19 protein-coding genes are annotated in these 23434 nt (G+C 71.7%); 6 read left to right on the forward strand and 13 right to left on the reverse strand.

What is annotated here, in order from left to right:
- Positions 1-45 precede the first annotated feature (45 nt).
- Positions 46-957, forward strand: coding sequence for an endonuclease/exonuclease/phosphatase family protein (locus tag ACZ6CL_RS31320; RefSeq protein WP_468941787.1), 912 nt, complete (start codon positions 46-48; stop codon positions 955-957).
- Positions 958-1015: 58 nt separating this feature from the next.
- Here ACZ6CL_RS31320 and ACZ6CL_RS31325 read toward each other — a convergent pair whose 3' ends face one another.
- The 6 genes from ACZ6CL_RS31325 to ACZ6CL_RS31350 form a co-directional block, all read right to left on the reverse strand.
- A complete protein-coding gene (locus ACZ6CL_RS31325; protein ID WP_468941790.1) occupies positions 1016-2452 on the reverse strand; it encodes an alpha-L-fucosidase in 1437 nt (478 codons plus the stop codon).
- Complete coding sequence (locus tag ACZ6CL_RS31330; protein ID WP_468941793.1) at positions 2335-3189, reverse strand: carbohydrate ABC transporter permease; 855 nt, start codon at positions 3187-3189, stop codon at positions 2335-2337. Before ACZ6CL_RS31330 ends, ACZ6CL_RS31325 begins: the two co-directional genes overlap by 118 nt.
- Positions 3182-4300, reverse strand: coding sequence for a carbohydrate ABC transporter permease (locus ACZ6CL_RS31335; protein ID WP_468941795.1), 1119 nt, complete (start codon positions 4298-4300; stop codon positions 3182-3184). Before ACZ6CL_RS31335 ends, ACZ6CL_RS31330 begins: the two co-directional genes overlap by 8 nt.
- 16 nt (positions 4301-4316) lie before the next feature.
- On the reverse strand, positions 4317-5537 hold the full coding sequence (locus tag ACZ6CL_RS31340; RefSeq protein ID WP_468941798.1) for an ABC transporter substrate-binding protein: 1221 nt from the start codon (positions 5535-5537) through the stop codon (positions 4317-4319).
- A 505-nt stretch (positions 5538-6042) separates the two neighbouring features.
- Positions 6043-6705, reverse strand: coding sequence for a response regulator (locus ACZ6CL_RS31345; RefSeq protein WP_468941800.1), 663 nt, complete (start codon positions 6703-6705; stop codon positions 6043-6045).
- Positions 6706-6742: 37 nt separating this feature from the next.
- Positions 6743-7966, reverse strand: coding sequence for a sensor histidine kinase (locus ACZ6CL_RS31350; protein ID WP_468941803.1), 1224 nt, complete (start codon positions 7964-7966; stop codon positions 6743-6745).
- 232 nt (positions 7967-8198) lie between these two features.
- Here ACZ6CL_RS31350 and ACZ6CL_RS31355 point away from each other — a divergent pair, with 232 nt between their 5' ends.
- On the forward strand, positions 8199-8975 hold the full coding sequence (locus ACZ6CL_RS31355; protein ID WP_468941805.1) for a class I SAM-dependent methyltransferase: 777 nt from the start codon (positions 8199-8201) through the stop codon (positions 8973-8975).
- Positions 8972-9634 (forward strand): CATRA conflict system CASPASE/TPR repeat-associated protein, encoded by a 663-nt coding sequence (locus tag ACZ6CL_RS31360; RefSeq protein ID WP_468941876.1) that lies wholly within the window; start codon positions 8972-8974, stop codon positions 9632-9634. The genes ACZ6CL_RS31355 and ACZ6CL_RS31360 overlap by 4 nt, the downstream gene beginning before the upstream one ends.
- 100 nt (positions 9635-9734) lie before the next feature.
- Here ACZ6CL_RS31360 and ACZ6CL_RS31365 read toward each other — a convergent pair whose 3' ends face one another.
- Positions 9735-10841 carry a DUF3533 domain-containing protein gene (locus ACZ6CL_RS31365; protein ID WP_468941808.1) on the reverse strand — a complete coding sequence of 369 codons (1107 nt, stop codon included), beginning with the start codon at positions 10839-10841 and terminating at the stop codon, positions 9735-9737.
- Between the two features lie 82 nt (positions 10842-10923).
- On the opposite strand from ACZ6CL_RS31365, the gene ACZ6CL_RS31370 reads away from it, so the two are divergent.
- The gene (locus tag ACZ6CL_RS31370; protein ID WP_468941811.1) at positions 10924-11589 is read left to right on the forward strand and encodes a TetR/AcrR family transcriptional regulator; all 666 of its coding nucleotides are present in this window, start codon (positions 10924-10926) and stop codon (positions 11587-11589) included.
- Positions 11590-11656: 67 nt separating this feature from the next.
- Here the strand turns inward: ACZ6CL_RS31370 and ACZ6CL_RS31375 are convergent, their stop codons facing one another.
- The 6 genes from ACZ6CL_RS31375 to ACZ6CL_RS31400 form a co-directional block, all read right to left on the reverse strand.
- Complete coding sequence (locus tag ACZ6CL_RS31375) at positions 11657-12838, reverse strand: S8 family peptidase (RefSeq protein ID WP_468941813.1); 1182 nt, start codon at positions 12836-12838, stop codon at positions 11657-11659.
- Positions 12835-13770 carry a hypothetical protein gene (locus ACZ6CL_RS31380; RefSeq protein ID WP_468941815.1) on the reverse strand — a complete coding sequence of 312 codons (936 nt, stop codon included), beginning with the start codon at positions 13768-13770 and terminating at the stop codon, positions 12835-12837. Before ACZ6CL_RS31380 ends, ACZ6CL_RS31375 begins: the two co-directional genes overlap by 4 nt.
- A 267-nt stretch (positions 13771-14037) precedes the next feature.
- Entirely contained in the window at positions 14038-15753 is a 1716-nt protein-coding gene (locus tag ACZ6CL_RS31385; protein ID WP_468941818.1) for a phospholipid carrier-dependent glycosyltransferase, read from the reverse strand.
- Positions 15754-15852: 99 nt separating this feature from the next.
- Entirely contained in the window at positions 15853-16641 is a 789-nt protein-coding gene (locus tag ACZ6CL_RS31390) for a CAP domain-containing protein (protein WP_468941820.1), read from the reverse strand.
- Positions 16642-17047: 406 nt separating this feature from the next.
- Positions 17048-17809 carry a GNAT family N-acetyltransferase gene (locus ACZ6CL_RS31395; RefSeq protein WP_468941823.1) on the reverse strand — a complete coding sequence of 254 codons (762 nt, stop codon included), beginning with the start codon at positions 17807-17809 and terminating at the stop codon, positions 17048-17050.
- Positions 17810-18351: 542 nt separating this feature from the next.
- Complete coding sequence (locus tag ACZ6CL_RS31400; RefSeq protein ID WP_468941879.1) at positions 18352-20604, reverse strand: HelD family protein; 2253 nt, start codon at positions 20602-20604, stop codon at positions 18352-18354.
- Positions 20605-20853: 249 nt separating this feature from the next.
- Here ACZ6CL_RS31400 and ACZ6CL_RS31405 point away from each other — a divergent pair, with 249 nt between their 5' ends.
- Together ACZ6CL_RS31405 and ACZ6CL_RS31410 are read left to right on the forward strand one after the other, a co-directional pair.
- Positions 20854-21180 carry a CU044_2847 family protein gene (locus ACZ6CL_RS31405; protein ID WP_468941825.1) on the forward strand — a complete coding sequence of 109 codons (327 nt, stop codon included), beginning with the start codon at positions 20854-20856 and terminating at the stop codon, positions 21178-21180.
- A 16-nt stretch (positions 21181-21196) separates the two neighbouring features.
- Positions 21197-23422 carry a VMAP-C domain-containing protein gene (locus ACZ6CL_RS31410; protein WP_468941828.1) on the forward strand — a complete coding sequence of 742 codons (2226 nt, stop codon included), beginning with the start codon at positions 21197-21199 and terminating at the stop codon, positions 23420-23422.
- Positions 23423-23434: the final 12 nt, after the last annotated feature.

Raw genomic sequence — 23434 nt, forward strand, 5'->3', positions numbered from 1 at the left:
CAGTCGGCCTGATACTGGTGTCATCGCCGGACATCTGGAGGAGCCATGCCCGCACCGCTCTTCAGCCGTCGCCACGGTATGCGCGCCGCGGCCGCCGCAGCCCTCGGACTTCCGCTCGCCACCCAGCCGGAGGCCCGGGCCGACACCACCGGGGACGGCTCGGCCGTCCCCGTGGCCGGTTCACAGCTGCACACCATGACCTTCAACCTGCGCTACGCCAGCGACACCGCGCCCAACACCTGGGCGCGGCGGCGCCCCGTCATGCGGGAGCTGCTGCGCCGCGCCGAGCCGCATCTGCTGGGCACCCAGGAGGGGCTGTACGGCCAGCTGCGCGACATCGCCGCCGACCTCGGCCCGCGCTACGACTGGCTGGGCATGGGCCGGGCGGGTGGCAGCCGCGATGAGTTCATGGCCGTCTTCTACGACACGAGACGGCTGGAGCCGCTGGAGTTCGACCACTTCTGGCTGTCCGACACCCCGTATGTGATCGGCTCCAACACCTGGGGCGGCGCCGTGGTGCGCATGGTCACCTGGGTGCGCTTCCAGGACCGGGCCACCGACCGGCAGTTCTACGCGCTCAACACCCATCTCGACCATCTCAGCCAGTACGCCCGGGAGCGCGCCGCCGGGCTGATCACCGAGCGGCTGGGCGGTCTCGACCCGGCCCTCCCCCGCGTCGTCACCGGTGACTTCAACGTGGCCGCCCACCGCAACCCGGTCTACGACACGATGCTGGACGGCGGCTCGCTCACCGACGCGTGGGACGCCGCCGACCGGCGTAGCAAGCTGTACGCGACCTTCCACGGCTACAAGCCGCTGGTCCCGGACGGGGACCGGATCGACTGGATCCTCACCTCACCGGGCGTACGGACCCGCTACGCCGCCATCAACACCTACTCCTCCGGTGGCCAGTTCCCCAGCGACCACCTGCCGGTGCACGCCGTGCTGGAGCTGTAGGCCACGCACCCTCGGGCGAGCCCGCCGCCGGACGCGCGGCGGGCTCGCCCAGGAGCCGTCAGGCGCCGTCGCGCAGGAAGAGTTCCACGACCGGCACCGCGACATCCGGCCGGACCACCGGCAGGGACAGGGTCAGGGTGCCCGGGGGCTGGCCGCCGAGGGTGGTGTTCTGGGCGGTGGCCGACGGGTCGATCTCGCGGTAGTGGATCTCGGACGCGTCGTGCAGGAACTGCGCGTACTCGACCTTGCCTCCCAGGTCGGGCAGGTGCACATGGGTGAACGGCCAGGAGAAGAGGTGGAGGTAGAGGCGGTTGCCGCGCTGGGTGTAGCGGGTGTCGACCGGGGCGCGGTGTGCGGAGGGCCCGGCGCCGTAGATCGAGCGGTTGTGGCGGGACATCCACTCCCCGATGCCCTCCAGCGTGGTGACGGCGACCGGGTCCAGCTCGCCGCGCCCGGTGGGCCCGACGTTCAGCAACATGTTGCCGTTCTTGGCGACGCCGTCGATGAGCATCCGGAGCAGGAGTTCGACGCTCTTGACGTTGAGGTTGTCGCGGTCGTAGCCCCAGCTGCCGTTGAGGGTCTGGCACGCCTCCCAGACCACCGGCTCGCCGTCGACCTCCATGGCCTTGTCGGGCTGGTACTGCTCCGGGGTGACGAGGTCACCGGGGATTTCGAGCCGGTCGTTGACGATGATCCCGGGCTGGAGGCGGCGGGTGAGCGCGAGGAGTTCTTCCGAGCCCCACTCGTCGGCGCCCTTGGCGTTGAACACCTCGCTGTGCCTGCCGCGCTTGTACGAGAAGTCGTAGAAGAGGTAGTCGATGCGGCCGTAGTCGGTCAGCAGCTCCTCGACCTGACCGTGCAGGTACGCACGGTACCGGGCCATGTCACGGCCCTCGTTGAGCCGCGCGATCTCCTCCGGCGGGTCGTCGCGGCGCGGGTGGAGGCCGTCGATGACGAAGTCGGGGTGGTGCCAGTCGATGAGCGAGTGGTAGAAGCCCACGCGCAGCCCCTCGGCGCGCACGGCGTCGACGAACTCACGGACCAGGTCCTTGCCGATGGGGGTGTGCATCGAGGTGTAGTCCGTCAGCTTCGAGTCCCACAGGCAGAAGCCGTCGTGGTGCTTCGTGGTGAGCACCACGTACTTCATTCCGGCGCGCTTGGCGGACCGCGCCCACTCACGGGGGTCGTAGAGGTCCGGTTCGAAGTGGCGGAAGTAGCGGTCGTAGTCCTCGTCCGTGATCCGCTCGCGGTTCTTCACCCACTCGTGGCGGGCGGGCAGTGCGTAGAGGCCCCAGTGGACGAACATGCCGAAGCGGTCCTCGGTGAACCAGGCGGGGATGGCCATTAAAGCGGATTCCTTTCGGGAAGGGCTGTGGTTCAGCGGCCGCCGAGGCCGCTGGTGACGATGCCGCGGACGAGGTGCTTCTGGAGGAGTACCAGGAGGATCACGGTCGGCAGCATGGAAATCACCGACGCCGCCATGACGAGGCTCCACTGAGTGCCCTGCTGGCCGAAGAACGCCTGGAGACCGAGGGGGATGGTCGCGCGGGCGTTCACATCGTTGACGACGACCAGGGGCCACAGGAAGGAGTTCCAGTAGCTGATGAACGTGAAGACGGCCAGCACGGCCAGCGTCGGGCGGGCCAGCGGCAGCATCACGGCGATGAAGGTCCGCACCGTCCCCGCCCCGTCGGCGCGGGCGGCGTCGTCCAGTTCCTGCGGCACGGTCAGGAAGAACTGCCGGAGCAGGAAGGCGCCCAGCGCGGTGAACGCCCACGGGATGATGAGCGCCTGGAAGGTGTCCACCCATCCGAAGTTCTGCATCATCACGTACATCGGGATGATGAGAACGTCCTGCGGGATCATCAGCGTCGCCAGGAAGAGGACGAAGACGACGTTCCGGCCGCGCCAGCGAAGGCGCGAGAAGGCGTATCCGCTGAACGCCGCGACCGCGACGTTGATGGCGGTGCCGACGGCGGCGACGAACACGCCGTTCAGGATGAACCGCTGGAACGGCAGATAGCTGAAGACGTCCGCGAAGTTCTGCCAGCGGAGCTCCGAGCCCCAGAGCGTCGGCGGCGTGGTGAAGGTGTCGGCCTCGGGCTTGAGGCTGGTGGCCACCATGTAGATGAGCGGTGCCATGAACGCCAGCGCGATCAGACACAGAAGCACGTAGCCGATGGCCTGCCGGGTCCGCGAAACAGCCTTCGTCGCCCGAGTGTCGCTACTCATAGTGCACCCAACGCTTCTGGCCGAGGAACTGGACCGCCGTAATGCCGAGAATGATCACGAAGAGCACCCAGGCGCCCGCCGAGGCGAGCCCGAGCTGCTGGGTCTGGAAGCCGGTGTTGTAGATGTACTGCACGAGCGTCTCGGTCTCCGTCCCCGGGCCGCCCTTGGTCAGCAGGAACGGCTGGGTGAACACCTGGAACGAGGTGATGAGCGTCATCATCGTCGCGAAGAAGATCGACGGGGAAATGGCCGGGAATTTGATGCGCCAGAAGACCTGCCACACGCTCGCGCCGTCGATCTGGGCGGCCTCGAGCAGGTTTTCCGGCACCGCGTCGAGAGCGGCGGAGAAGATCAGCATATTGTAGCCGAAACCCGCCCAGACGCTCATCGCGACCACCGCGACCATGGCCCAGGTGCCGTCCGCGAGGAAATTGGGCGCGTTCACCCCGAGCGTCGACTGCATCGTCGCGTCGATCAGGCCATCGGGCTGGTAGAGCATCCGCCACACGACGACGTTCGCCACCAGCGGCGTGATCGTCGGAATGAAGAACAGCACCCGGAAAACGTGCCGGTGCCGGATCCGCGGTGTCAGCCAGGCCGCGAGTCCGAGCGAGACCACGAGATTCAGCGGCACATAGAGGACCACGTACTCGACGGTGTTCCGTGCCACGGCCCAGAAGATCTGGTCCGAGAAGAGCTTGCGGTAGTTGCCGAGGCCGGTCCAGGAGTGCTCGCCGAGCATCGGCCAGTTCATGAAGCTCACGACGAGGGAGGCGACGATCGGGACGACCGTGAAGATCGCCAGCCCGAGCGAGTGGGGAGTGGCGAACACGGCGCCCCACCACGAGCGCCGCCCGATCTGCCGCCGTCCCGACCGCTCCCCGGTCTGCCGTCCCGCCTTGTGTTTCGGTCCCTCCCTTGCCGCGACCACCACGTCGGCGGCACCCGTACCGGCCGCCGGCACCGCGGACGCCGCCCCGGGAGGAACGGGCGACGTCGACGCGAGCGGTGGCTGGGACACCGATTCCGTCATTTCCTGACCTCTCTCGTCCCGGTGGCCGGGAGGTACCGGCGGATCCCGGTGCGGCGGGAACTCCGCACCGGCCGGCACCTCCCGGTCGGCCAGCTCACTTCTGGAGCTGTCCCGCGATCGACTTCATCGTCTGCGCACCCGACTGCTGCCCGTTCACGGCCTGGATCCCGTACTGGAAGAAGAGCTGCTGGAGCTGGTCGCTCTGCTTGTTCCCGGGCAGCGGCGTCGACGCCTTCTGCGCCGCCTTGAGGACGGTCTCGACGCCCGCGATGTTCGCGTTGTCGTACCACGCCTGCTGCGCCGCAGTGCGGCCGGGGAAGGCGCGCCCCTGCTCCGCCAGCCCTGTCAGCACCTTCTGGCTCGTCATCGTCTTGACCGCTTCGAAGGCCTGGTCGGGGTACTTGCACTGCTTGGAGACGCCGAAGCCGGAGCCCGCCGAGTAGGTGGACGGGGTGGCACCGGCCGTGCCGACGGGGATGGTCGTGATCCCGATGTCGAACTTGGCCTTGCCCTTCCGGTCGAGCAGCGACCAGGGGCCGTCGGGGTACATGCCCACCTTCTTGGCCACGAAGTCGTTGGACGCGGTCGAGGTGTCCGAACTCGCCTGGGTGGCCCAGCCGTTCTTCACGAGCGACCCGAGGTAGTCGAAGCCCTTGGCGAACTTCGGGTCCGACGGGTCGAGCGTGCCGTCGTCCTTGATGACGCGGCCGCCGTTGTAACCGAGGATCATCGACTCGAGGTTCATGTCCCCGATCGCCGAGCCGAATATCTTCTTCCCCGCGGCCTTGAACTTCGCCGCGGCGGCCTCGAACTCCTTCACCGTCCAGCCCGGCTCGGGTGCCTTCGCGCCCACCTGCTTGAACAGGTCCTTGTTGTAGAACAGCAGCATGGGGCCGGTGTCGTAGGGCAGGGCGTAGATCTTCCCGTCGACCTTCAGGGCGTCGAGCGCGGTGGTGTCGAACTGCGACAGGTCGACGCCCTGCTTCTTCGCGAGGGAGTCGAGCGGCAGGAGGACGTCCGTGTAGTTCGCCGCGCGGAGGCTCTGCATGCTGACGATGCACGGGGCGCTGCCCGTGCTCAGCTGGGTGCGGAGCTTGGTGAAGTAATCCTCGAACGGCGCCCCCTGAATGGTGACCTTCGCGCCGCCGTCCTTCTTGACCGCGTTGGCGACCTTCTGCCAGGCCGCCTTGTCCGCCGAACCGGCGATCCACATCGACCAGGTGAGCTTGTCCTTCGACTGGCCCGACGTGCCGCCGCTGGAGGAGCATCCCGACAACGTGAGGCCCAATGCGGCGGCAGCCGCGGTGGCACTCACGAGGAGTCGTCTTTTCATAGCAGTGTCCACTTCAATTTGCGTGCTCACATGGACGTACTCCGGCAGCACGGAAGGCGCGTACGGAATGCCCGTACGAGGTGCGCGTACGGAATGCGCGTACGGAATGCGCGTACGGATGCTGGAGAGAAGGCCGCGGATCGCGGCGAGGGGGGGCGAGACGGAATGAGGAAAGTCAGATACCGGGTAAGGCGTTGATCCGACCCACGGTGACTCCTTCGGCCGGTCCCATTTACCAGGACGCATCGGCATCAGAACATCCGATGTATTGGGGTGTCAAGGCGTCGTACGGCCCTATTTCCCTGGCGATCGCCCCCTGGCGGCCAGCCATAGTTGGGATGTCTCTTCGCGCTCGTCGCGGGCGCTCCGACGGGCCGGGGACCGGGTGCCGTACCCCGTCCGGGCGGGCCCGGCGAAGGCCACCCCACGCGGGAGCGGAACATCCGATGTGTCGGGTCGGACGGGGTGAGGGGATGTGTCGGAGGGATCAGCCCAGCAGCCGCCGCTCGGTGGCGACGGCGACCGCGCCCGCCCGGGTGTCCACGCCCAGCTTGCCGTAGATCCGCCCCAGGTGGGTCTTCACCGTGGCCTCGCTGATGAACAGGGCGCGGGCGATCTCCCGGTTTCCCAGCCCCCGGGCGAGCTGCTGGAGGATGTCCCGCTCCCGTTCGGAGAGGGTGGGGCGGGGCGTGCGCATCTGGGCCATCAGCCGGTCGGCGACCGGCGCCGACAGTGCGGTGCGCCCGGCCGCCGCGTTCCGTATCGCCGCGAACAGCTCCTCCGGCCGCTCGGCCTTGAGCAGATAGCCGGTGGCGCCCGCCTCGATGGCCCGGGCGATGTCGGCGTCGGTGTCGAACATGGTGAGCACCAGCACCCGCGGGGCCGGTGTCCCCGGCTCCGGCCCCGCGCCGGTGGCCAGTCGCCGGGTGGCTTCCACCCCGTCCATGCCGTCGCCGAGCTGGAGGTCCATGAGCACCACATCGGGGCGTACGCGCGCGGCCATGGCGAGCGCCTCCTCGCCACTGCCCGCCTCGCCGACCACCTCGATCCCCGCGGTGCTGGACAGCAGCGCGAGCAGCCCGGCGCGCACCACGGCGTGGTCGTCGCACAACAGCAGCCGGATGGGCGGGGTGGCGTCGGTCGCGGTCATGGTGCGGCGGTCCTCCGTGGGCGGGTGGCTGGGGGCGTCAGGTGGCGGGGGCGGCGAGGGGGACGGCGGCCGATACGACGGTGCCCTCCCCCCGGGTGGATTCGATGGTGAGTGTGCCCCCGAGCTGGCGGGCCCGCACCCGCATGGCGGGCAGCCCGTGGCCCCGCTCCCGGCCGGTGTCCGCCGCCCGGGGGCGCTCGGGGTCGAAGCCGCGGCCGTTGTCGGCGATGTCCAGGGAGATCTGGTCGTCCAGCCAGGTCAGGGTGAGGGCGGCCCGGGTCGCCCAGGCGTGTTCCCGCACGTTGGCCAGGGCGCCCTGGGCGATGCGCAGCAGCGCGGCCTCGACCCGCTCCGGTACCGGGCCCGGCACACCGTCGAGCCGGAAGCCGACGGTCAGCCCGTCGCCGCACTCGCGGTCGGCGAGGGCGCCCAGCGCCTCGGCGAGGGTGCGGCAGGCGAGGTCGGCGGGGGCCAGGTCATGGACGAACCGGCGGGCCTCGGCGAGGCCGCGGGCCGCGATCCCGGCCGCGTCCCGCACATGGCGGCGGGCCGCGTCGGGGTCTGTCTCCCAGGTGCGGTCGGCGGCCTGGAGCAGCATCCCCTGGCTGGACAGGCCCTGCGCGAGGGTGTCGTGGATCTCGCTGGCCAGCCGCTGCCGTTCCGCGAGGATGCCCGCCCGCCGCTCGGTGGCGGCCAGATCGCGGCGGGTGCGGACCAGGTCGTCGATCAGGACGCGCTGCCGGGCCGCCTGGCGCTGCAGATGGACCAGCACGGCGGTGGCGACGGCGCTGATGGCGAGCGGGGCGACCACCACATTCGGGTTGAGCCCCTGGTGGGACAGTCGCAGCTCGGTGGCGACGACCGCCACGGTGAGCACGGCCGCCAGCGGCACCGCGACGCGTACGGGCAGCGTCTGCAGCCCGGTGAACAGGAGCGGCATGGCACACCACGTGGCGCTCGGGGCGAGGCCCAGTAGTCCGGCCCAGACCACCGACACCGCACCCAGCCAGGCCAGATGCCGTGCGCTCGGCCGGGCGCCGGGGGGTGGCGCGGGGGCCAGCAGCCGTCCGAGCACATACAGCAGCCCGAAGGCGATGAACAGGGCGACGGCATATCCGGTGTGCGTCCGGCCCTGATCGCGGGTCAGGAAGCGGATCAGTGACGAACCGAGCAGCAGGAGGAACGCCCCGTCCAGTACAGCCCGGAGCCACCGGGCGTCCGGATCGACCCATTCGCCCTCCCCCGCCGGACCGCTCCGCATCGCCGCACCCCTCACTGCCTCGCCGTCCCCTGGCCCGTCCTCGAGCCAGCCCTCTACAGCCAGTCCTATTACGCCGTACCGCGCTCCGCATCATCCGATCGGTTGACCCCGCCGTCGCCCGAACCGCCTCCGGCCGGTGGCCGGTCTGCCGACGCCGACGGCCGTCACCCGCACGGAGGCTGAAGTCCGGGGCCAGCGACACACACCCCGCCTCCCGTGGAAAGGACCCTTCATGCCCGCCAAGAACGTCACCGTCAACCGTGCCAGCCTCGGCCACCGTGTCTCGTACGCGCTCCGTCACCCCGAGCGCGTACCGCGCCATCTGGTGCGGGCCACCCGGGACGCCTGGCTGCGCTACCGCTGGCCGGACCACGTCTCCTACTACCGCGCCGTGATGCGTTCCGACACCCGTGCCAGCGCCGACGCGGCGGTCGGCGGCCGCACCCGGGAGCGGTGGCTGGCGCTGGGCGCGATGCAGTTCGACTACCTGGTGAAGCACGGTCTGCGCCCCGAGCACCGCATGCTGGAGATCGGCTGCGGCAATCTGCGCGCGGGATGGCGCTTCATCCGCCACCTCGAACCCGGCCACTACTACGGCGTCGACATCTCCCCCGACATCCTGGTCGCCGCGCAGGACACCCTGGTCCACACCGAGCTGCAGGACCGGCTTCCCACCCTCACCCCCGTCCGCGACCTCACTCTGCGTTTTCTGCCCGAGGCGCACTTCGACGTCGTCCACGCCCACAGCGTGTTCTCCCACTCCCCGCTGCCGGTCATCGACGAGTGCCTGGCCAACGTCGGCCGTGTGCTGGCGCCGGGCGGCTGGTTCGACTTCACCTTCGACCGCACCGAGGGCAAGGAGCACCAGGTCCTGCGGGAGGACTTCTACTACCGCACCGAAACCCTCATCGACCTCGCCGGGAAACACGGTCTGGCGGCCCGCTTCATGGAGGACTGGGAGGAGCTTCCACACGGCCAGTCCAAGATCCGCGTCACCCACGGCGACTGAGCCCTCCCGGCCGCCGGGACACCGCCGACGACGGGCACACCCAGGACCGCGGCGAGGAACTCGCGCGGTGGCGCGTCCAGTTGCTGTCACTCACCGCGGGCTCCACGGGCCTCACCCAGTGGATCACCAGGCTCAGGGAGATGCGCGCCACCGTCCGCGTCGCCGAGGCCAACCTGCGCGCCCAGCGGGACGCCGCGGGCGTCCCCGAGGGCGGCCACGGCCCGTTCGCCGAAGACCTCGCGCTGGCCGCCTGGTTCGTCCAGCGGCTGGGCGACGGCCTGGTCTATCTGGAGGCGGACCGGGAACGGGCCCGGGACGCGCTGACGGCCCTGACGGTCGCGTCGGAACACGCCCTCCAGCGGCGCCGGGAGCTGACGCAGCGCCGGGAGGCCGCCGCGCAGCAGCGGCAGAGCAAGGTCAATCTGCTGCAGAGCGCGTTCCTCGGCGCGGTCCTCATGGTGCTCGCCGCGATCCAGAGCTTCGCGTACGACGTCCCGTTCCTGCCGCCTCCCGTGGTGCCCGCCCTCATCGCCCTGCTCGGCGCGCTCGCCCTCCTGCTGGCCACGCTGGTGCTGTGGCTGGCCACCCCGCCGGAGAGCCGGGCACCGGCCCGGCTCGGCTCGCTGCTCGCCGGGCTGGTGGGCGCCACGGCCGGGTGACTGGCCAGCACGGTGGCCGTGCACGCGGCCACCGGCAGCGCCGCGCCGCCCGTGCTGACCTGGGCGGTCGCGCTTCCGGCGTTCGGCCGCGGGTGGCTGGTCATGCGGCGGCGACTGCTGCGCGCCGACGGCGGAACAGGGTGACGCCGAAGACGCTGACCAGCGCGCCGCCGAGGGCGTAGGCGGCCAGCACCGCCAGGTTGGCGGTGATGCCGTGGCCGGAGAAGTACATGATGTGGCGCACGGCATGGGTGGCGGCGCCGTTGGGCAGCGCGGGGCTCAGCGCCCGCCAGAACGGGGGCAGCAGCTCGGGGCCGTACGCGCCACCGGCGCTGGGGTTGCCGAGGACCACGAACAGCAGGATCGTGACGCCGATGCCCAGGACACCGAAGAGCACCTGGAAGGCGATCGTCATGGCGGCCGCGCCGAAGACGACCAGCGCTCCGATCGCCGACAGGGCGAGGAAGTGGCCGTTCAGCGCTCCGAGCAGCGGACCCACGATCGCCGCGCCGCCCAGGCCGGACAGCACCGCGTAGGGCACGGCCGCCAGCAGTCGCCGTCCGGCGCCGCGCGCGGTGGCCGGGCGGGCGCCGAGGGACATGCCCAGCAGCGCGGCGAACAGATAGCCGCCCACGGTCCAGCCCACCACCAGGTAGAAGCTGCTCAAGCCCCGGGCGTCACCGGCCTGCGCGGGGAAGGCGTCGACGACGGACGCGGCGCGGCCCTGAGCCTTCTCGGCCTTCGTGATCACCGTCTCCAGCGCGGTGGCCGTGGAGGCGCCACCGGCACCGGCGGTCAGGAGGGTGTCGGTGCGGGAGCCGGGCTTCACGATGAGCGCGCCGCTGATCTCCCCCGTACGCAGTCGCTCGCGGGCCGTGGCCTCATCGGTGGCGGTGGCCTTCAGCGGGTGGCCGGGGATCTCGTTGAGCTTCTTCACCGCGCCCGGGGCCATCCGCTCCGGTGCCGCGACCGCGATCGAAATGCGGTGCGGCTCGGGGTGATGGAACGCGCCCACGTACGACAGGACGAATCCCAGTTGCAGCAGCAGCGCGCCGACGAGCATCGCCGCGATGCGCGCCGGGACCGCGCCGCGCAGCCGGGACCACCATCCCCGGCGCGCCGCGCCCTCGCCTCCCGACTGGTCCGCGTCCGACTCCCCGCTCCGCGCCACCGGGGTCTGCGTGTCGTCCGTATCCACCTGGCTCACTGATCCGCACTTCCTCAATCACCGACGAGTTCGATACACAATCGTATCGGATACACGAGTGTATCGAACTAGGATGGAGCGCATGACGGAAGCCAGTAACAGCGCAGTCGACCGCCGGGCGCTGCGCAGCGGACGACGCGCGGACGGCACCCCCACCCGCGTCACCAGGCGCCGGGCCGAGACCCGGGAACGGCTGCTGGCCGCGGCGCTCACGGTCTTCGCCGAGCGCGGCTTCGGCCGCGCGGGGATCGAGGAGATCTGCGAGGCCGCCGGGTACACGCGCGGCGCCTTCTACTCCAACTTCGACAGCCTCGACGAGCTGTTCTTCGCGCTCTACGAGCGGCAGGCCGCGCTGGTGACGGCCCAGGTACGGGACGCGCTGGACGGCGCCACCCCCGACGAGGGGCTGGCGGTCCTGCTGGACCGGGTGGTGAGCGCGCTGCTCATCGACCGCACCTGGGTCCTCGTACGCACCGACTTCATGCTGTACGCGGCGCGCGACCCGGACACCGCGGCCGCCCTGATCCGGCACCGCGAGGCGCTGCGCGAAACGCTGCAGCCGATCGTGACCGCCTTCGTCGACCCCGACACCATGCCGCCCGGGCTGCGCGACCCCGAGTCGCTGACGGCGGCGGTCCTCACGATCCACGACGCGGCGGCCGAACGGCTGCTGCTCGACCCGGATCTCGACGCGCCGCGCGACTGGCTGCGCGACATGCTCACCGCTCTGCTCACCCCCCGGCGCTGAGGGGGAGACGAGACGCGTGTGGCGGGGGGCGAGACGCGCTCGCCACCCGCCACATTCGTATCAGCCATCAGCCCCGTGGAGCGCCCGCGACAGCCGTGGCCGCCCGGCGGCGGCCCGCCCGGGTGATCAGCACCGCGCCGATGACCATCAGCAGCCCCACGCCCGCCGCGCCGAGGCCGATCGTCACCAGATCCGTCTCCAGGGGCGGGTGCTGGGTCTTCGGCGTACCGTCCGGGGTGGCCAGATGCTCCTTGCCCGTGTACTTCACCGGGCCCGTCCCGTCGGCGGGCGGCTTCGCGGAGGCCCGGACGGCGGCAGCGGCGTTGATCGGCCCGTACCCGACCAGCGCGTTACGCCCGCCGGCCGGATGGGTCGCCGTCTTCGTCAGCAGGGCGCGGACCTGGGCCGGGGTCAGCTTGTCGTTGTGCGACAGCATCAGGGCCACGACGCCCGAGGTGAGCGCCGCCGCGGGCGAGGTGCCGTTGACCGGCTCGTAGCCGCCCGTGTTCTTCGCGCTCACGATGGCCACACCGGGTGCGGCCACCGAGTTGTACGTCCGTACCGTGGAGAACTCGGCGCGGCTGCCGTTCTGCTGGGTGGCGGCCACGGCGATCACACCCGGGTAGCCCGCCGGGTACGAGGCGTCGTTGAACATGTCGCCGTCGTTGCCCGCCGAGGCGATGACCGGAATGCCCTTCTGGGCCGCCCGGGCGAGGGCATCGACCTCGTCCTCGTCGACGCTGTCGCCGAACATCTCGCCACCGAGCGACATGGAGATCACATCGGCGCCGTGGTCGACCGCGTAGTCGATGCCCTGGCCGACCGGGCTGGGCCCCTGCTTCCAGTCCTCGGGATCGTGTTCCTCCTTGTCGTCGATCACCCGGACCGACAGGATGCTCGCTTTCGGAGCCACCTTGAGGACGTCCGAGGCCATCGCGGTGCCATGGCCGCCCCAGCGCGGATCGCCGGGCCGCAGACCGTCCTTGAGGAAGTCGGGGCCGGTGGTCACCTTGCCGTTCAGCGCCACGTGGTTGGTCATGACGCCGGTGTCGAGTACCGCGACCTTGATGCCCTCGCCCTGCGCGGTGCTCTGCGCCGACGCCAGGCCGAGCGCCTTCGCCTCCCAGCTGGTGGGGGTGGGGTTGGCAGCGGCCGCGGGCGGCGCGGCCGCCACGCCCAGCACCGAGCTGAGGACGGTCGCCGTCATGGCCGTGCCGAGGCGTACGCCGGTGTGTCGCCGGACGCTCATGAGGTCTCCTCCAACAGCAGATCACCGAGGTGCATGTTCAGGGCGTCGACGAGGCCGGTGGCGGCGCCCCGCCATGGCGCGCGGTCCTGCTCGGCGTCGGAGCTGTACTTGCCCCACTCCCCCGGCAGCTCGCCCGCCTTGCGGCCGTCGACGGCACCGGCGGAAACCATGAGGGCACAGGGGAGATACATCTCGGTGGCCGACTGCCCCGCCGAGCCGTTGGACCGCGCGTCGCTCCACCGGGCCGCGATGGTGCCCGGGACGCCGTACGCCTTCACCCCCGGGCCCGGGTCGTCCTTCTCCTGCTCGGCGTCGAAGAAGGTGCTCATCTCGTTCTTCACGGAGTCGCCCTCGGGCAGGACGATCAGCGCCGCGGTCGCAACGGTGTTGCCCGTCGGGTCCACGTAGGTGGCGCGCAGCACGGCCTTGCAGCCGAGCTTCTTCGCCTCGGCCGCGGTGGCTCCGCTCAGCCCGTCGGCACAGCCGGTCTGCTCGGATATCCCGATGCGGTGCCACTGCGCGCGCTTGCGGTCCGCGCTCTCGGACTGGGAGTTCTCCTTGGGCGCCAGGGTGTCCGGGAAGAGCTTGTCGGCGGGCTCGTTGCGCCACATCGACCCGCCGTACTCGGTGCGGTTGGCGATGTTCTGGCTGTGGTTCGAGTAGGCGTGCGCGGTCAGCGCGCCACCGCCCAGCATCGCGAGCGCGCCGGTGATGCCGAGGAAGGCGGTGAGGCAGGTGCGGCCTGTGCTCTTCCGCGGTGGCGCGGGCGGCGGCGGTTGCGGGGCGGACGGGTGGCCATACGGTGCGCCCTGGGGCGGCTGCCCGGCATACGGTGCGCCCGGCGCGGCGTATGGCGGTGCGCCGTGGGGTGGTTGCCCGCCGTACCCCGGTGTCCCCTGCCAGGCCTGTGGGGGGCCGGGTGGCGGGGGCATGGGCGGTGGGGGTGGCATGGGTGGTTGGCCCTGCTGAGGCTGTTGCTGTCCGTAGGGTCCAGCGTTGCCAGGGCCTTCGGACGGCCTCGGGTACGACATGGGGCACCCCTCCTCGGTGTCGGCGGCCGGTGAGCGGGCGCACGACAGCTGAGGAGATGACCTCCCACGGCACACGCCCCCGCACGTGCAGAGGAGAACTTTACCGATCATGGCTGGAATCGGAGCAACCGGCCTCGGAGGCGCGGCCGGAAAGGCGCCGTTCACGCGCTATGTCCGGCGGTAGACGGTGATGGAGTGTCCGATCTCGTCGACAGGACGGCTGTGTTCGATCAGCGACGCGAGCCTGCCCCGCGCCTGGGCGACCGAGGAGTCCGAGACGGCGAGCAACCCGTGGACCCGGCCCGGGAACACCCTGCGCGGGTCGCGGGCGCGGATGCCGTACGCGGACGGCACACCGCTGCCCTTGTACACCAGCCACACCCGCTCGTCCCGGTAGCGCCCCCGGAGGCGGTCGGCCAGCCGCCCCAGGTCCTGGCCCCAGTCGACGTTCGAGTCGTGCAGGTGGAGATGGGTCCTGGCCGGGCCGCCGAACGCCTCGTTGGCGTACGGCAGGTAGTACGGAAACGTCCGCAGCGAGCTGACCGCCACGCACACGGCCAGGGCCGCCGTCACGCCACGCGCCCCTCGCCACCGGAGCGTGACCAGCCCGGCCACGGCGACCGCCAGGAACATGGGCAGGAAGATGGCGTACCGCACGCCGAGGTCGCGGGCGCCGATCATGGCCACGGCCATCAGCACGGCAGCGGGCACCAGGACGTACGGCGCCGCGGGCCGCAGCCGGGGCACCGCCACCATCGCCACGGCACCGGCGGCCCACAGCGCGAGCATGCCCAGGGGCGTCTTCACCAGCAGCGCGGCGGGCAGGTAGTACCAGAGCGAGCCGTGGTACCGGTGGCCGAACAGGAAGCCGCGCCACAGCTCGTTCTCGAATCCGAACTGGACGCGCATCCCGTCGCGGAACGGCTCGGGGACCGGCAGCAGGTCGACGGCGAGCCCGCGCAGCCCGTGCACGGCGGGCACCTGGCCGGGCGTGGTCCAGCGCAGCCGCGGGTCCACGGCGAGGTACGCGGCCCACACCACGGCGAGCGCCACCAGCGCCATGCCCACCGCGCCCGCCACGCCCCGCGCCATGCCCCACGCCGTGCCGCGCCACCGCCCGGTGCCGGGTGTGCGGCGGGCGTACGACACGTACGAGAGCACCGCCAGGAGCATCAGTACCGGAACCGCGGGCAGCGCGCTCATCTTGGTGGCCACGGCCGCGCCGAGCGCCACCCCGGCGAGCGGCAGATGTGTCCGGGGGCGGCGCCGGGCCCGCCAGAGCAACCACACCGAGGTCAGCAGGAATCCGGCCATCGGTACGTCGAGCGTGGCGAGCGAGCCGTGCGCGATGACATCGGGCGAGAACGTGTACAGCGTGAGCGCCGCCACTCCGCCCACCGGACCGGCCAGATCCCTTGCGAACGCGAAGACGACCAGCCCGAACAGCAGCGTCAGCACAATCACCGGCAGCCGCGCCCACAGCATCACCTGCCACGGGTCATTGCCCGACTCGTACAACAGCCGCCGCCCCAGCGCCCCCTGGTCCCCGGCGAATCCGGGGGCCAGGCGGGCGTGGGCGAACAGCAGCCCGGTGGCGATGACGAGCTTGCCCAGTGGCGGGTGTTCGGGGTTGAACCGCAGGCTGTGTTCCCGCAGGTAGGTCAGGGCCGTCCCCACGTACACCGGCTCGTCGATGGTCGGCGTCTGCTCCACGGCCGCGGTCACCATCGCGACGGCCATCTGCGCGAGCAGCACGACCACGAGGACCACGACGAGCACGGCCACCCGGCGTCGCCACGGCTGTCTGACCCGCGGCTCCCCGGCCCGCGCCACCGGACCGACGGCCACCCGGGTCACCCTGTCGAGGACACCAGCCACGTGCATGGCACCCGACCATAATGGTGCGCGTCCGCGAAGGTGCTCAGGGACGCGAACTCGGCGCGATCCGCAAAAAGCGCGCGGGAGCGAGCACGGGAGGGCAGGCTAGCGGGCCGTGCCGAAGTCCTGCGTCCAGTAGTTACCGGACCCGGAGAGGCCGACGCCGATCTCCTTGAAGTCGCAGTTCAGGATGTTGGCCTTGTGACCGGAGCTGTTCATCCAGCCCTCCATCACACTCTTGGCCGAGCTGTAGCCGTAGGCGACGTTCTCACCGTAGGTGCTCCACGAGTAGCCCGCGGCCTCGATCCGGTCGCCCGGCTGGGACCCGTCGGACCCGGTGTGCGACATGTTGCTGTGCTCGGCCATGTCCTTGCTGTGGGCCTCGGCGGCCTCGGTGAGCTTCGCGTTCACCTTCACCGGCGAGCACCCCACCTTGGCGCGCTCGTCGTTGACGAGGTCCACGACCTGGGACTCGGCGCTGGACGCCGCCGACGACGGGGAGGCGGCGGCCTTGGTGGTGGCGGCGGCCGTGGTGGCCGGGGCCTTGGACTTCGCCGCCACCGGGGCGGTGGCGGACAGGGTGGTGGCGGGGGCGGAGGCCGTACGGGCTCTCGGCGTGGCGGAGGCCGACCGCGACGCCCGCTCCGTCTCCTTCGCCCGCTTCACCGGCGCCGATTTCTCCGCGTCCCGGTGGTCACTCTTCTTCTCCTGCCACCGCTGGCCCTGCCCGTGCTCCGCGGTCGCACTGGTCTCCACCCCACGGGCCTCGTCGCCCTTGTCATCCGGCCCGTTCAGACACGCCATCGCGACCGACGGCACACCCACGGCGGCCACCGCGACGGCGGCGACGGCTATCTTCCGGTGGTGCGTCTTCGTGGTCCGGTGCTTGCTCATGCGTGACCCTCACTCGGTAGTCGCGGTACGCCCTCCCCCGTGTACGGCTGACTCTGTGCGCAGCGATGCCAGGACTGCCGAGGCGCGGTGTGGGCCGTCATTGTTAGGTCCGCGCCGAAAGCAATGCAACGAGTGTTCGCTACTACCGGGGGTCGTAGTGCGGGACGTCGCTTGCGGAGGGACACCGAGGTGTGCTGCGCAGGTTCCGTGAAGGAGATGTGACGGTGTTCCGCCGTCAGAAACGCTGGTGGCCAGACGACTGGGCGGGACACCGGACCCGCCGCGAACCCGGATGCGACATGTCGGCAAGAGCCGAAAAGTCTCCGATTTCGCCGAGCGGGTATCTACTATTGCGCCCCGTTCGTTCCGGGGCGCGGTGTGACTGTTGTCATGAGGTTCGCCGCGATCAGTTGGAGGCGATCCGGGCGGCCACGCAGGGGTCCTCGTTGCGGTAGCCGAGGCGGGTGTAGAGCCGCTCGGCGGGGGCGTTGTCCGCGAGCTGCCACAGGGTGCAGAAACCGTGGCGGCGCACCGCGTACCGGGTCAGCCACGACGTCAGCGCCGCGCCAAGACCCTGGCCGCGCTGGGCGGCGTCGGTCGCGACGGACGCCATCAGCGGCGCCCCGCTGTCCCGCAGGCTGCTCATGGCGCCACAGGCCACGAGCCTGCCCTCGTCGTCACGGATTCCACACCACAGGCTCACATCCGGGGAGCCGGGGCCGGTCGAGTAGGCGGGGCTGTGTTCGCCGAGGAAGGTGAGCAGCTCGTCGTGGTGGCTCTCGTCGAGGACGACCACGCGCTCCTCGCCCCGCTGCACGGGCGGTTCCTCCAGCGTCCAGCGGAACACCCACTCGACGATGTCGTTCACCGGCAGATGGCGGGCGACCAGGGTGTCGGTGCCGCGTGGCCCGGTGAACTCCCGCACCTGCTCCGGGCGGCGCTGCGCGGCGCGCAGGACGAGCCCGGCGGCCGCCTCCGGACCGCCGACGGTCCACACATGCCCGCGGACGTCGTCGAGCCACGCCGCGGCACCATGGCCCGACCAGCCGAACCGGCCGGCCGGTCGCTGTCGCGCCGCGCCGAACCGCAGCAGCGCGGAACCGGGTCGCAACTCCAGGCCCTGGTCGAACAGGTCCGTGGTCCGGGGAGGAAGAGTCGTTGCCAGCATCGCTCTCAGGAAGGACGTAGTGGAGGGACGGCGACAGCCCGGACACGCGCGGGCGCGACCGGAGACTGCCTACTGGGGTATGGGGAGCCCGTCGGCGGCTGCGCGCGCGGGCGCGCCCGGCCGAGCGGGGCGGTCTACTCTCGCATACGGCCCCCGGCCTGGGGCAAATCGGCGGAGGTCGCCCACCAGGCGTTCGTCCGACCGCCCCGGAGGTGTCCCCCGCCGTTCAGGATTCCGACGCCGGGCGTCCCCCTGCCCGGCACTGGGTCAACTGCCCGCGGGCTACGAGCGATCCACGCCGCGACGCCTCTGCCAGGGTCCGCCGGGCCCTGCCGTCCCCGTACGGCCGTCCGGCGTGGCCGAGGGAGGGGAGCGTCTGGCCCTGACCGCCCTGGCCACCGGGGCACGACGGACACCGTGGGCGCGGGCCGGGCATTGACGCCCGGCCCGCCGGGGCCGCCACGCCTGCGCGCACGGCCCGGCGCGCCGCACCGCAGCCTGACACCGCGGCCCGGCACCGCGGCCGGACACCGCGGCCCGGCTCACCGCTCCGGCGACGCGGCCGTGTCCTGCGGCCCGGCCAGCCCGGCCCCGGCCAGCCCCTCCGGGAGCGCCCCGGTGTGCACCACGCCCAGCCGCTGGGTCGCCCGGGTCAGCGCCACGTACAGGTCGCTCGTCCCGAACTCCCCCGGCTCGGCCACGATCACCGTGTCGAACTCCAGCCCCTTGGCCTGCCGCGGGGCCAGCAGCACCACCGGGCACGTCAGGTCCGGGGACCGGCCCGCGGAGGCGTACGGAAGCGCGGCCGCGAGGGCGTCGTGGTGACCGGGCGGGGCGATCACCGCCACGCGGCCCTCCGTCCCCGACTCCCGCGCCACCGCGTCGGCCACCGCGCCCGGCAGGTCGGCGGTGTGCCGCGCCCAGGGGCGTACGCCGGTGGCGCGCACCGAACGCGGCGGTTCGAAGGCCGGGTCCGCGGTCCAGGCCACCTCCGCCGCGACGTCCATGATCTCGGCCGGGGTGCGGTAGTTGACGCCGAGCCGGGTGTGTTCCCAGCGGTCCTCGACGTACGGGGCGAGGATCGAGGCCCAGGAGCCGCAGCCGCCCGGCTCCGCGGTCTGCGCGGGGTCGCCGACGAGCGTCATGGAACGGGTCGGGGACCGGCGCATCAGCAGCCGCCACGCCATCGGGGACAGCTCCTGGGCCTCGTCCACGATGATGTGGCCGAAGGCCCAGGTGCGGTCGGCGGCGGCGCGTTCGGCGGCGCTGCGGTGGTCGATCTCCTCGTTCCGGTCCGCCAGGCGCTCGGCGTCGATGAGGTTGTGGGCGGCCAGCACCTCCGAGTCGTCGTCCTCGCGGTCCTCGAACTCCTGGGTGCGGGAGCCGTAGGAGAGGTCGAGCACGCCCTGCGCGTACTCGATGCGCTCCAGCCGTGCCCCCTCGGCGGCGGCGCGGGCCGCCGAGTCGTCCTCGCCGACCAGCTCGGCGGCCTCGTCCAGCAGCGGCACGTCCGCCGGGGTCCACTCACCGCCGGTACGGCGGATCGCGGCGGCGTCGGCGTCGGAGACGTGGACGGGGTCGGTGAGGAAGTCCGCGACCAGCTGCTCCGGGGTGAGTTCGGGCCACAGCTCGTCGATGGCGGCGTGCACCTCGGGGCTGGCCGCGATCGCCTTGCCGAGCTGGGCGATGTCGTCGGGGCCGAGGAGGTTCGGGCCGCCGTACGGGTCCGCGCCGATCCGGTCGGTCAGCTGGGCGGTCAGCCCGTCGATGACGCTGAACGCGAAGTGCGGGCGGGCCAGGTTGTGCGGCAGCCGGGTCTCGCGTGCCCGCCACCGCGCGTCGCTCGCGATATCCGCGTCCAGGACCAGGTCACCGTCGTCGTGGTCGATCACGATCTCCGGGTCGGGCAGCGCCTGCCGGTCCCGGACGAAGCGGGCCAGGGCGTCCGCCATGGTGGCGCGGCCCTTGGCCTCGGCGGCCTCCGGGGTGTCGGTGCCGGTGGCCGTCACACCAGGGAACAGCTCGCCGAGCGTGGCGAGCAGCACACCGGTCTCGCCGAGCGCGGGCAGCACCTCGCCGATGTACCCGAGGAACGCCGGGTTGGGCCCCAGGACCAGCACCGCGCGGCGGGCCAGCAGCTCCCGCTGCGCGTAGAGCAGATACGCGGCGCGGTGCAGCGCGACCACGGTCTTCCCGGTGCCGGGGCCGCCCTCGACGACGAGGACACCGTGGTGCGGGGCACGGATGATCCGGTCCTGCTCAGCCTGGATGGTCTGCACGATGTCGTGCATCCGGCCGGTGCGCGCGGAGTCGAGCGCGGAGAGCAGCACGGCGTCCGCGTCGCTGTTCTCGTGCCCGGTCCTCACGGTGTCGTCCAGGTCCAGGATCTCGTCGTGCAGGGCGGTGACCTGCCCGCGCTCGGTGGTGATGTGGCGCCTGCGGCGCAGCCCCATCGGGGTGTGTCCGGTCGCCAGGTAGAACGGGCGCGCCACATCGGCCCGCCAGTCGATGACCAGCGGGGTGCGTTCCGCGTCGTCGCGCCGGATGCCGATGCGCCCGATGTGGTGGTCGCGGCCGTCGCGGAACTTCAGCCGCCCGAAGCACAGCCCCCGCTCCCCCGCGTCGAACGCGGCGAGCAGCCCGGACCGCTCGGCCACCAGCACATCGCGCTCCAGCCGCGCCTGGAAGTTCCGCCCCTCCATCGACAGGGCGTCACTCACCGCCTCCTCGGCCCCGGCCCGCAGTTCGGCGAGACGCGCATGGAGCAGGTCGATGAATTCCTGCTCCTGGCGCAATTCCGCGTTTGACAATTCAACTCCCGCTGGATAAGATGACTTCATCGAGTATTGCTTTGCCTAAAAACAAGGCAGACATGCAAATCACCAATATACGCAGAGAAACGCTCCGGCCGTCAAGGCGAACGGAGCGTCTTTTGTTTTCCGCGTGTTCCGCCGGGCGCCCATGGGTAGTTTGAACGGTGTCCACGATCGGGTGGGCGATAGGCCGGCGGGTCATCGGCCGGTGGGACATCGGGGGACAACAACATGACACAGGTCGAACTGCCGGACGGAACGGTGATCGAGGCACGGATCTCGGACGCCGCACAGCTTGGCCAAAGCCCCGGCGGCTACAGCGATACCGGGCTGTCGGAGGCGTTCACGGCCCGGGTCGAGGGGCTGACCGAGATGATCAGGGGCGTGGCCGCCAGCATGCGGCAGGCGACGGCGGCCGTGGCGCCTGACGAGGTCGCGGTGACCTTCGGAGTCGAACTGGCCGCCAAGCCCGGCAAGGTCGTGAGCGTCCTCGCGGACGGTGAGGCGAAGGCGTCGGTCACCGTCACCCTCACCTGGCGGGACGGGGCCGCGCGCTGACAGCGCTCCGACGGCGATGTCGGACAACGAACGAGGGCTGCGGCAGCGCACGGCCGAGAACAATCTGCGCGACCTCGTCCAGGACGTCACGGTGTGGATCCACAGCCCGGACTCCGACGGCGCACCAGCCCCGGCCGACTTATGGGGGAGCGGATTCTTCGCGGCTCCTGGGCGGGTCCTCACCTGCGCCCATGTCCTGCTGCGCGGCTCGGGGCGGACGGCCGAGTGGAAGGGCACCGCTCCGATCGGCGTCACCTACCGCGCGGGCCGGGACCTGGTGACGACGACAGGGCAACTGCTCCACGCCCTGCCCGGGTGGGCGGATGTGCCCGACGGCTCGGAGGGCGCATGGCCGACCCCCGACCTGGCCATCATCCAACTGGCCGACCCGGTCGACGATCACCCGTGCGCATGGCTCTCCGACCTCTCCACCCCGCCCCACGGGCAGGGCGGCAAGGTTCTGCTCCAGGGATTCACGGCCGACGAGACCGGCCCGGTGTACCCCTGGACCGGCGAATGCACGGTCGAGGGTGCTCAGGAGAACCATGTCTTCCGCCTCGGGATCGAGGGCGGACAGATCCGGGCCGGTGTCTCCGGGGGCCCGGTGGTCGACCTCGGCCGAGGCGCGGTCGTCGGGGTCGTCAAAGCGCAGCGCAACGACCGGGACGGCGGAAAGGCCGTGCAGCTCACGGCCCTGCGGGAACTGCCGGTCGAGGGGGCGGAATCGGATCCGTACCAGGACCTGATGACCGCCCATGACCACTGGCACTGGATGGCACAGCACCCGCCGAAGGCGGCGCGGAACACCTGGACCGACGTCCAGGGCGGCCTCCCCCTTTCCAGCGGGCTGTGGCAGCCCGTCGACCGCACCAAGGCGCTGGGGCTGCTCGCCGGGCTTCCCCCGGCGCCGGACGTCGGCACGGTGGAGCGGCTTGTGGTGGAGGCGGGCGCGGAACAGCCCACCAGCCGCACCGCTCCACCGCGCGGCTGGCGGGACGGGGCGGGGCTGCTGTACGACCCGACCGGGCAGAACGAGATCGTCGTCTTCCTCGACTATCTGCTGCGGGTGGCGCGGAGCGTGCGCGCCGAGTGCCCGCGGGGCGCGCTCAGCCTCCAGGAGTGGGCGCTGGACCGGGCCCACGCACTGCCGTGGTCGCTGCGGAAGCTGCTGGCCGGACTGGTGTTCGTGCCCGATGCGGTGGAGGTGGCGGTGCCCGTGCCTCTGGCCCCGCCCGCGCCGGAGCCTGTGTCTGTGCCCGAGCCCAACCCTGTGCCTGTGCCCACGCCGGAGCCCGCGCCCACGCCGGAGCCCACGCCCACGCCCACGCCCACGCCCGAGCCCGAGACCCGGCCCGAGCCCGAACCAGGCCCGGAGCCGTCTCCCGAACCCGAACCGCTGCCCGAACCAGAACAGGAACCGGAACCGGAACCGCTGGAGCGTTTCGATCCCTCCGTCGTCGTGCTCGACCTGCGCACCGACTGGTGGCAGGAGAACCGCTACCGCTGGACGGCCCGCCTCGTCACCTCCCTCGGGGAGGTCGAACTGCTCGCCATGGGCGAGGACCTGGGCCCGGCCGGACTGGCCGATCCGCCCGGCGTGTTGCTCGACGCACTCCACCAGGCGTTCCTGCGCGCCGACGCCGGTCATCACATCGCCCCCGTCGAACTCCACTTGCCGCAGGAGCTGTTCGACATACCGGTGGACGAATGGACCTTCAGGCGGCGGCCGCTCGGCGTGACCCGGGCCGTGATCGTGGTCGACCAGGCGACCCCGGAACACCGGCCGAACGGGTGCCGCTCCCGGTGGCGGGCCACGCCGCCCCCGGCGCCACGCCCGTTCGCCGTCCGGCTGGACTCGCTCGCGGCGGACGGCCGCGAGCCGTTCCCCGGCCCGGGCGCCGTGTTCGTCCACGGCGGCCCGGTGGGCGACGGCGACACGGCGGGGCGGCTGCGGCGGGCGCTCGACCGCGGCCTCACGGCCCTGCTGTGGCGGCGGTACCCCGCCGCCGGGGAGGACACCGGGAGCGCCGGGGCGGAGGAGCGGTTCCACCGGGCGGCGGCCGGGTTCGTCGACGGTCTTGCCACACTGGCCGACCTTCCGTCGGCCGTCACGGAGTTACGCGCCCGGAACTGGCGGGGCGACCCCGGTACGGACTGGGCCCGCGGCATCGTCCTGCTCCATCACGACCCCGGTCGGCGACCCGGCGGGGCACCCGCATCCGATCTGCTGGAGACACCATGACCGCACAGGAGC

The sequence above is a fragment of the Streptomyces sp. NPDC041200 genome, from assembly GCF_055591805.1.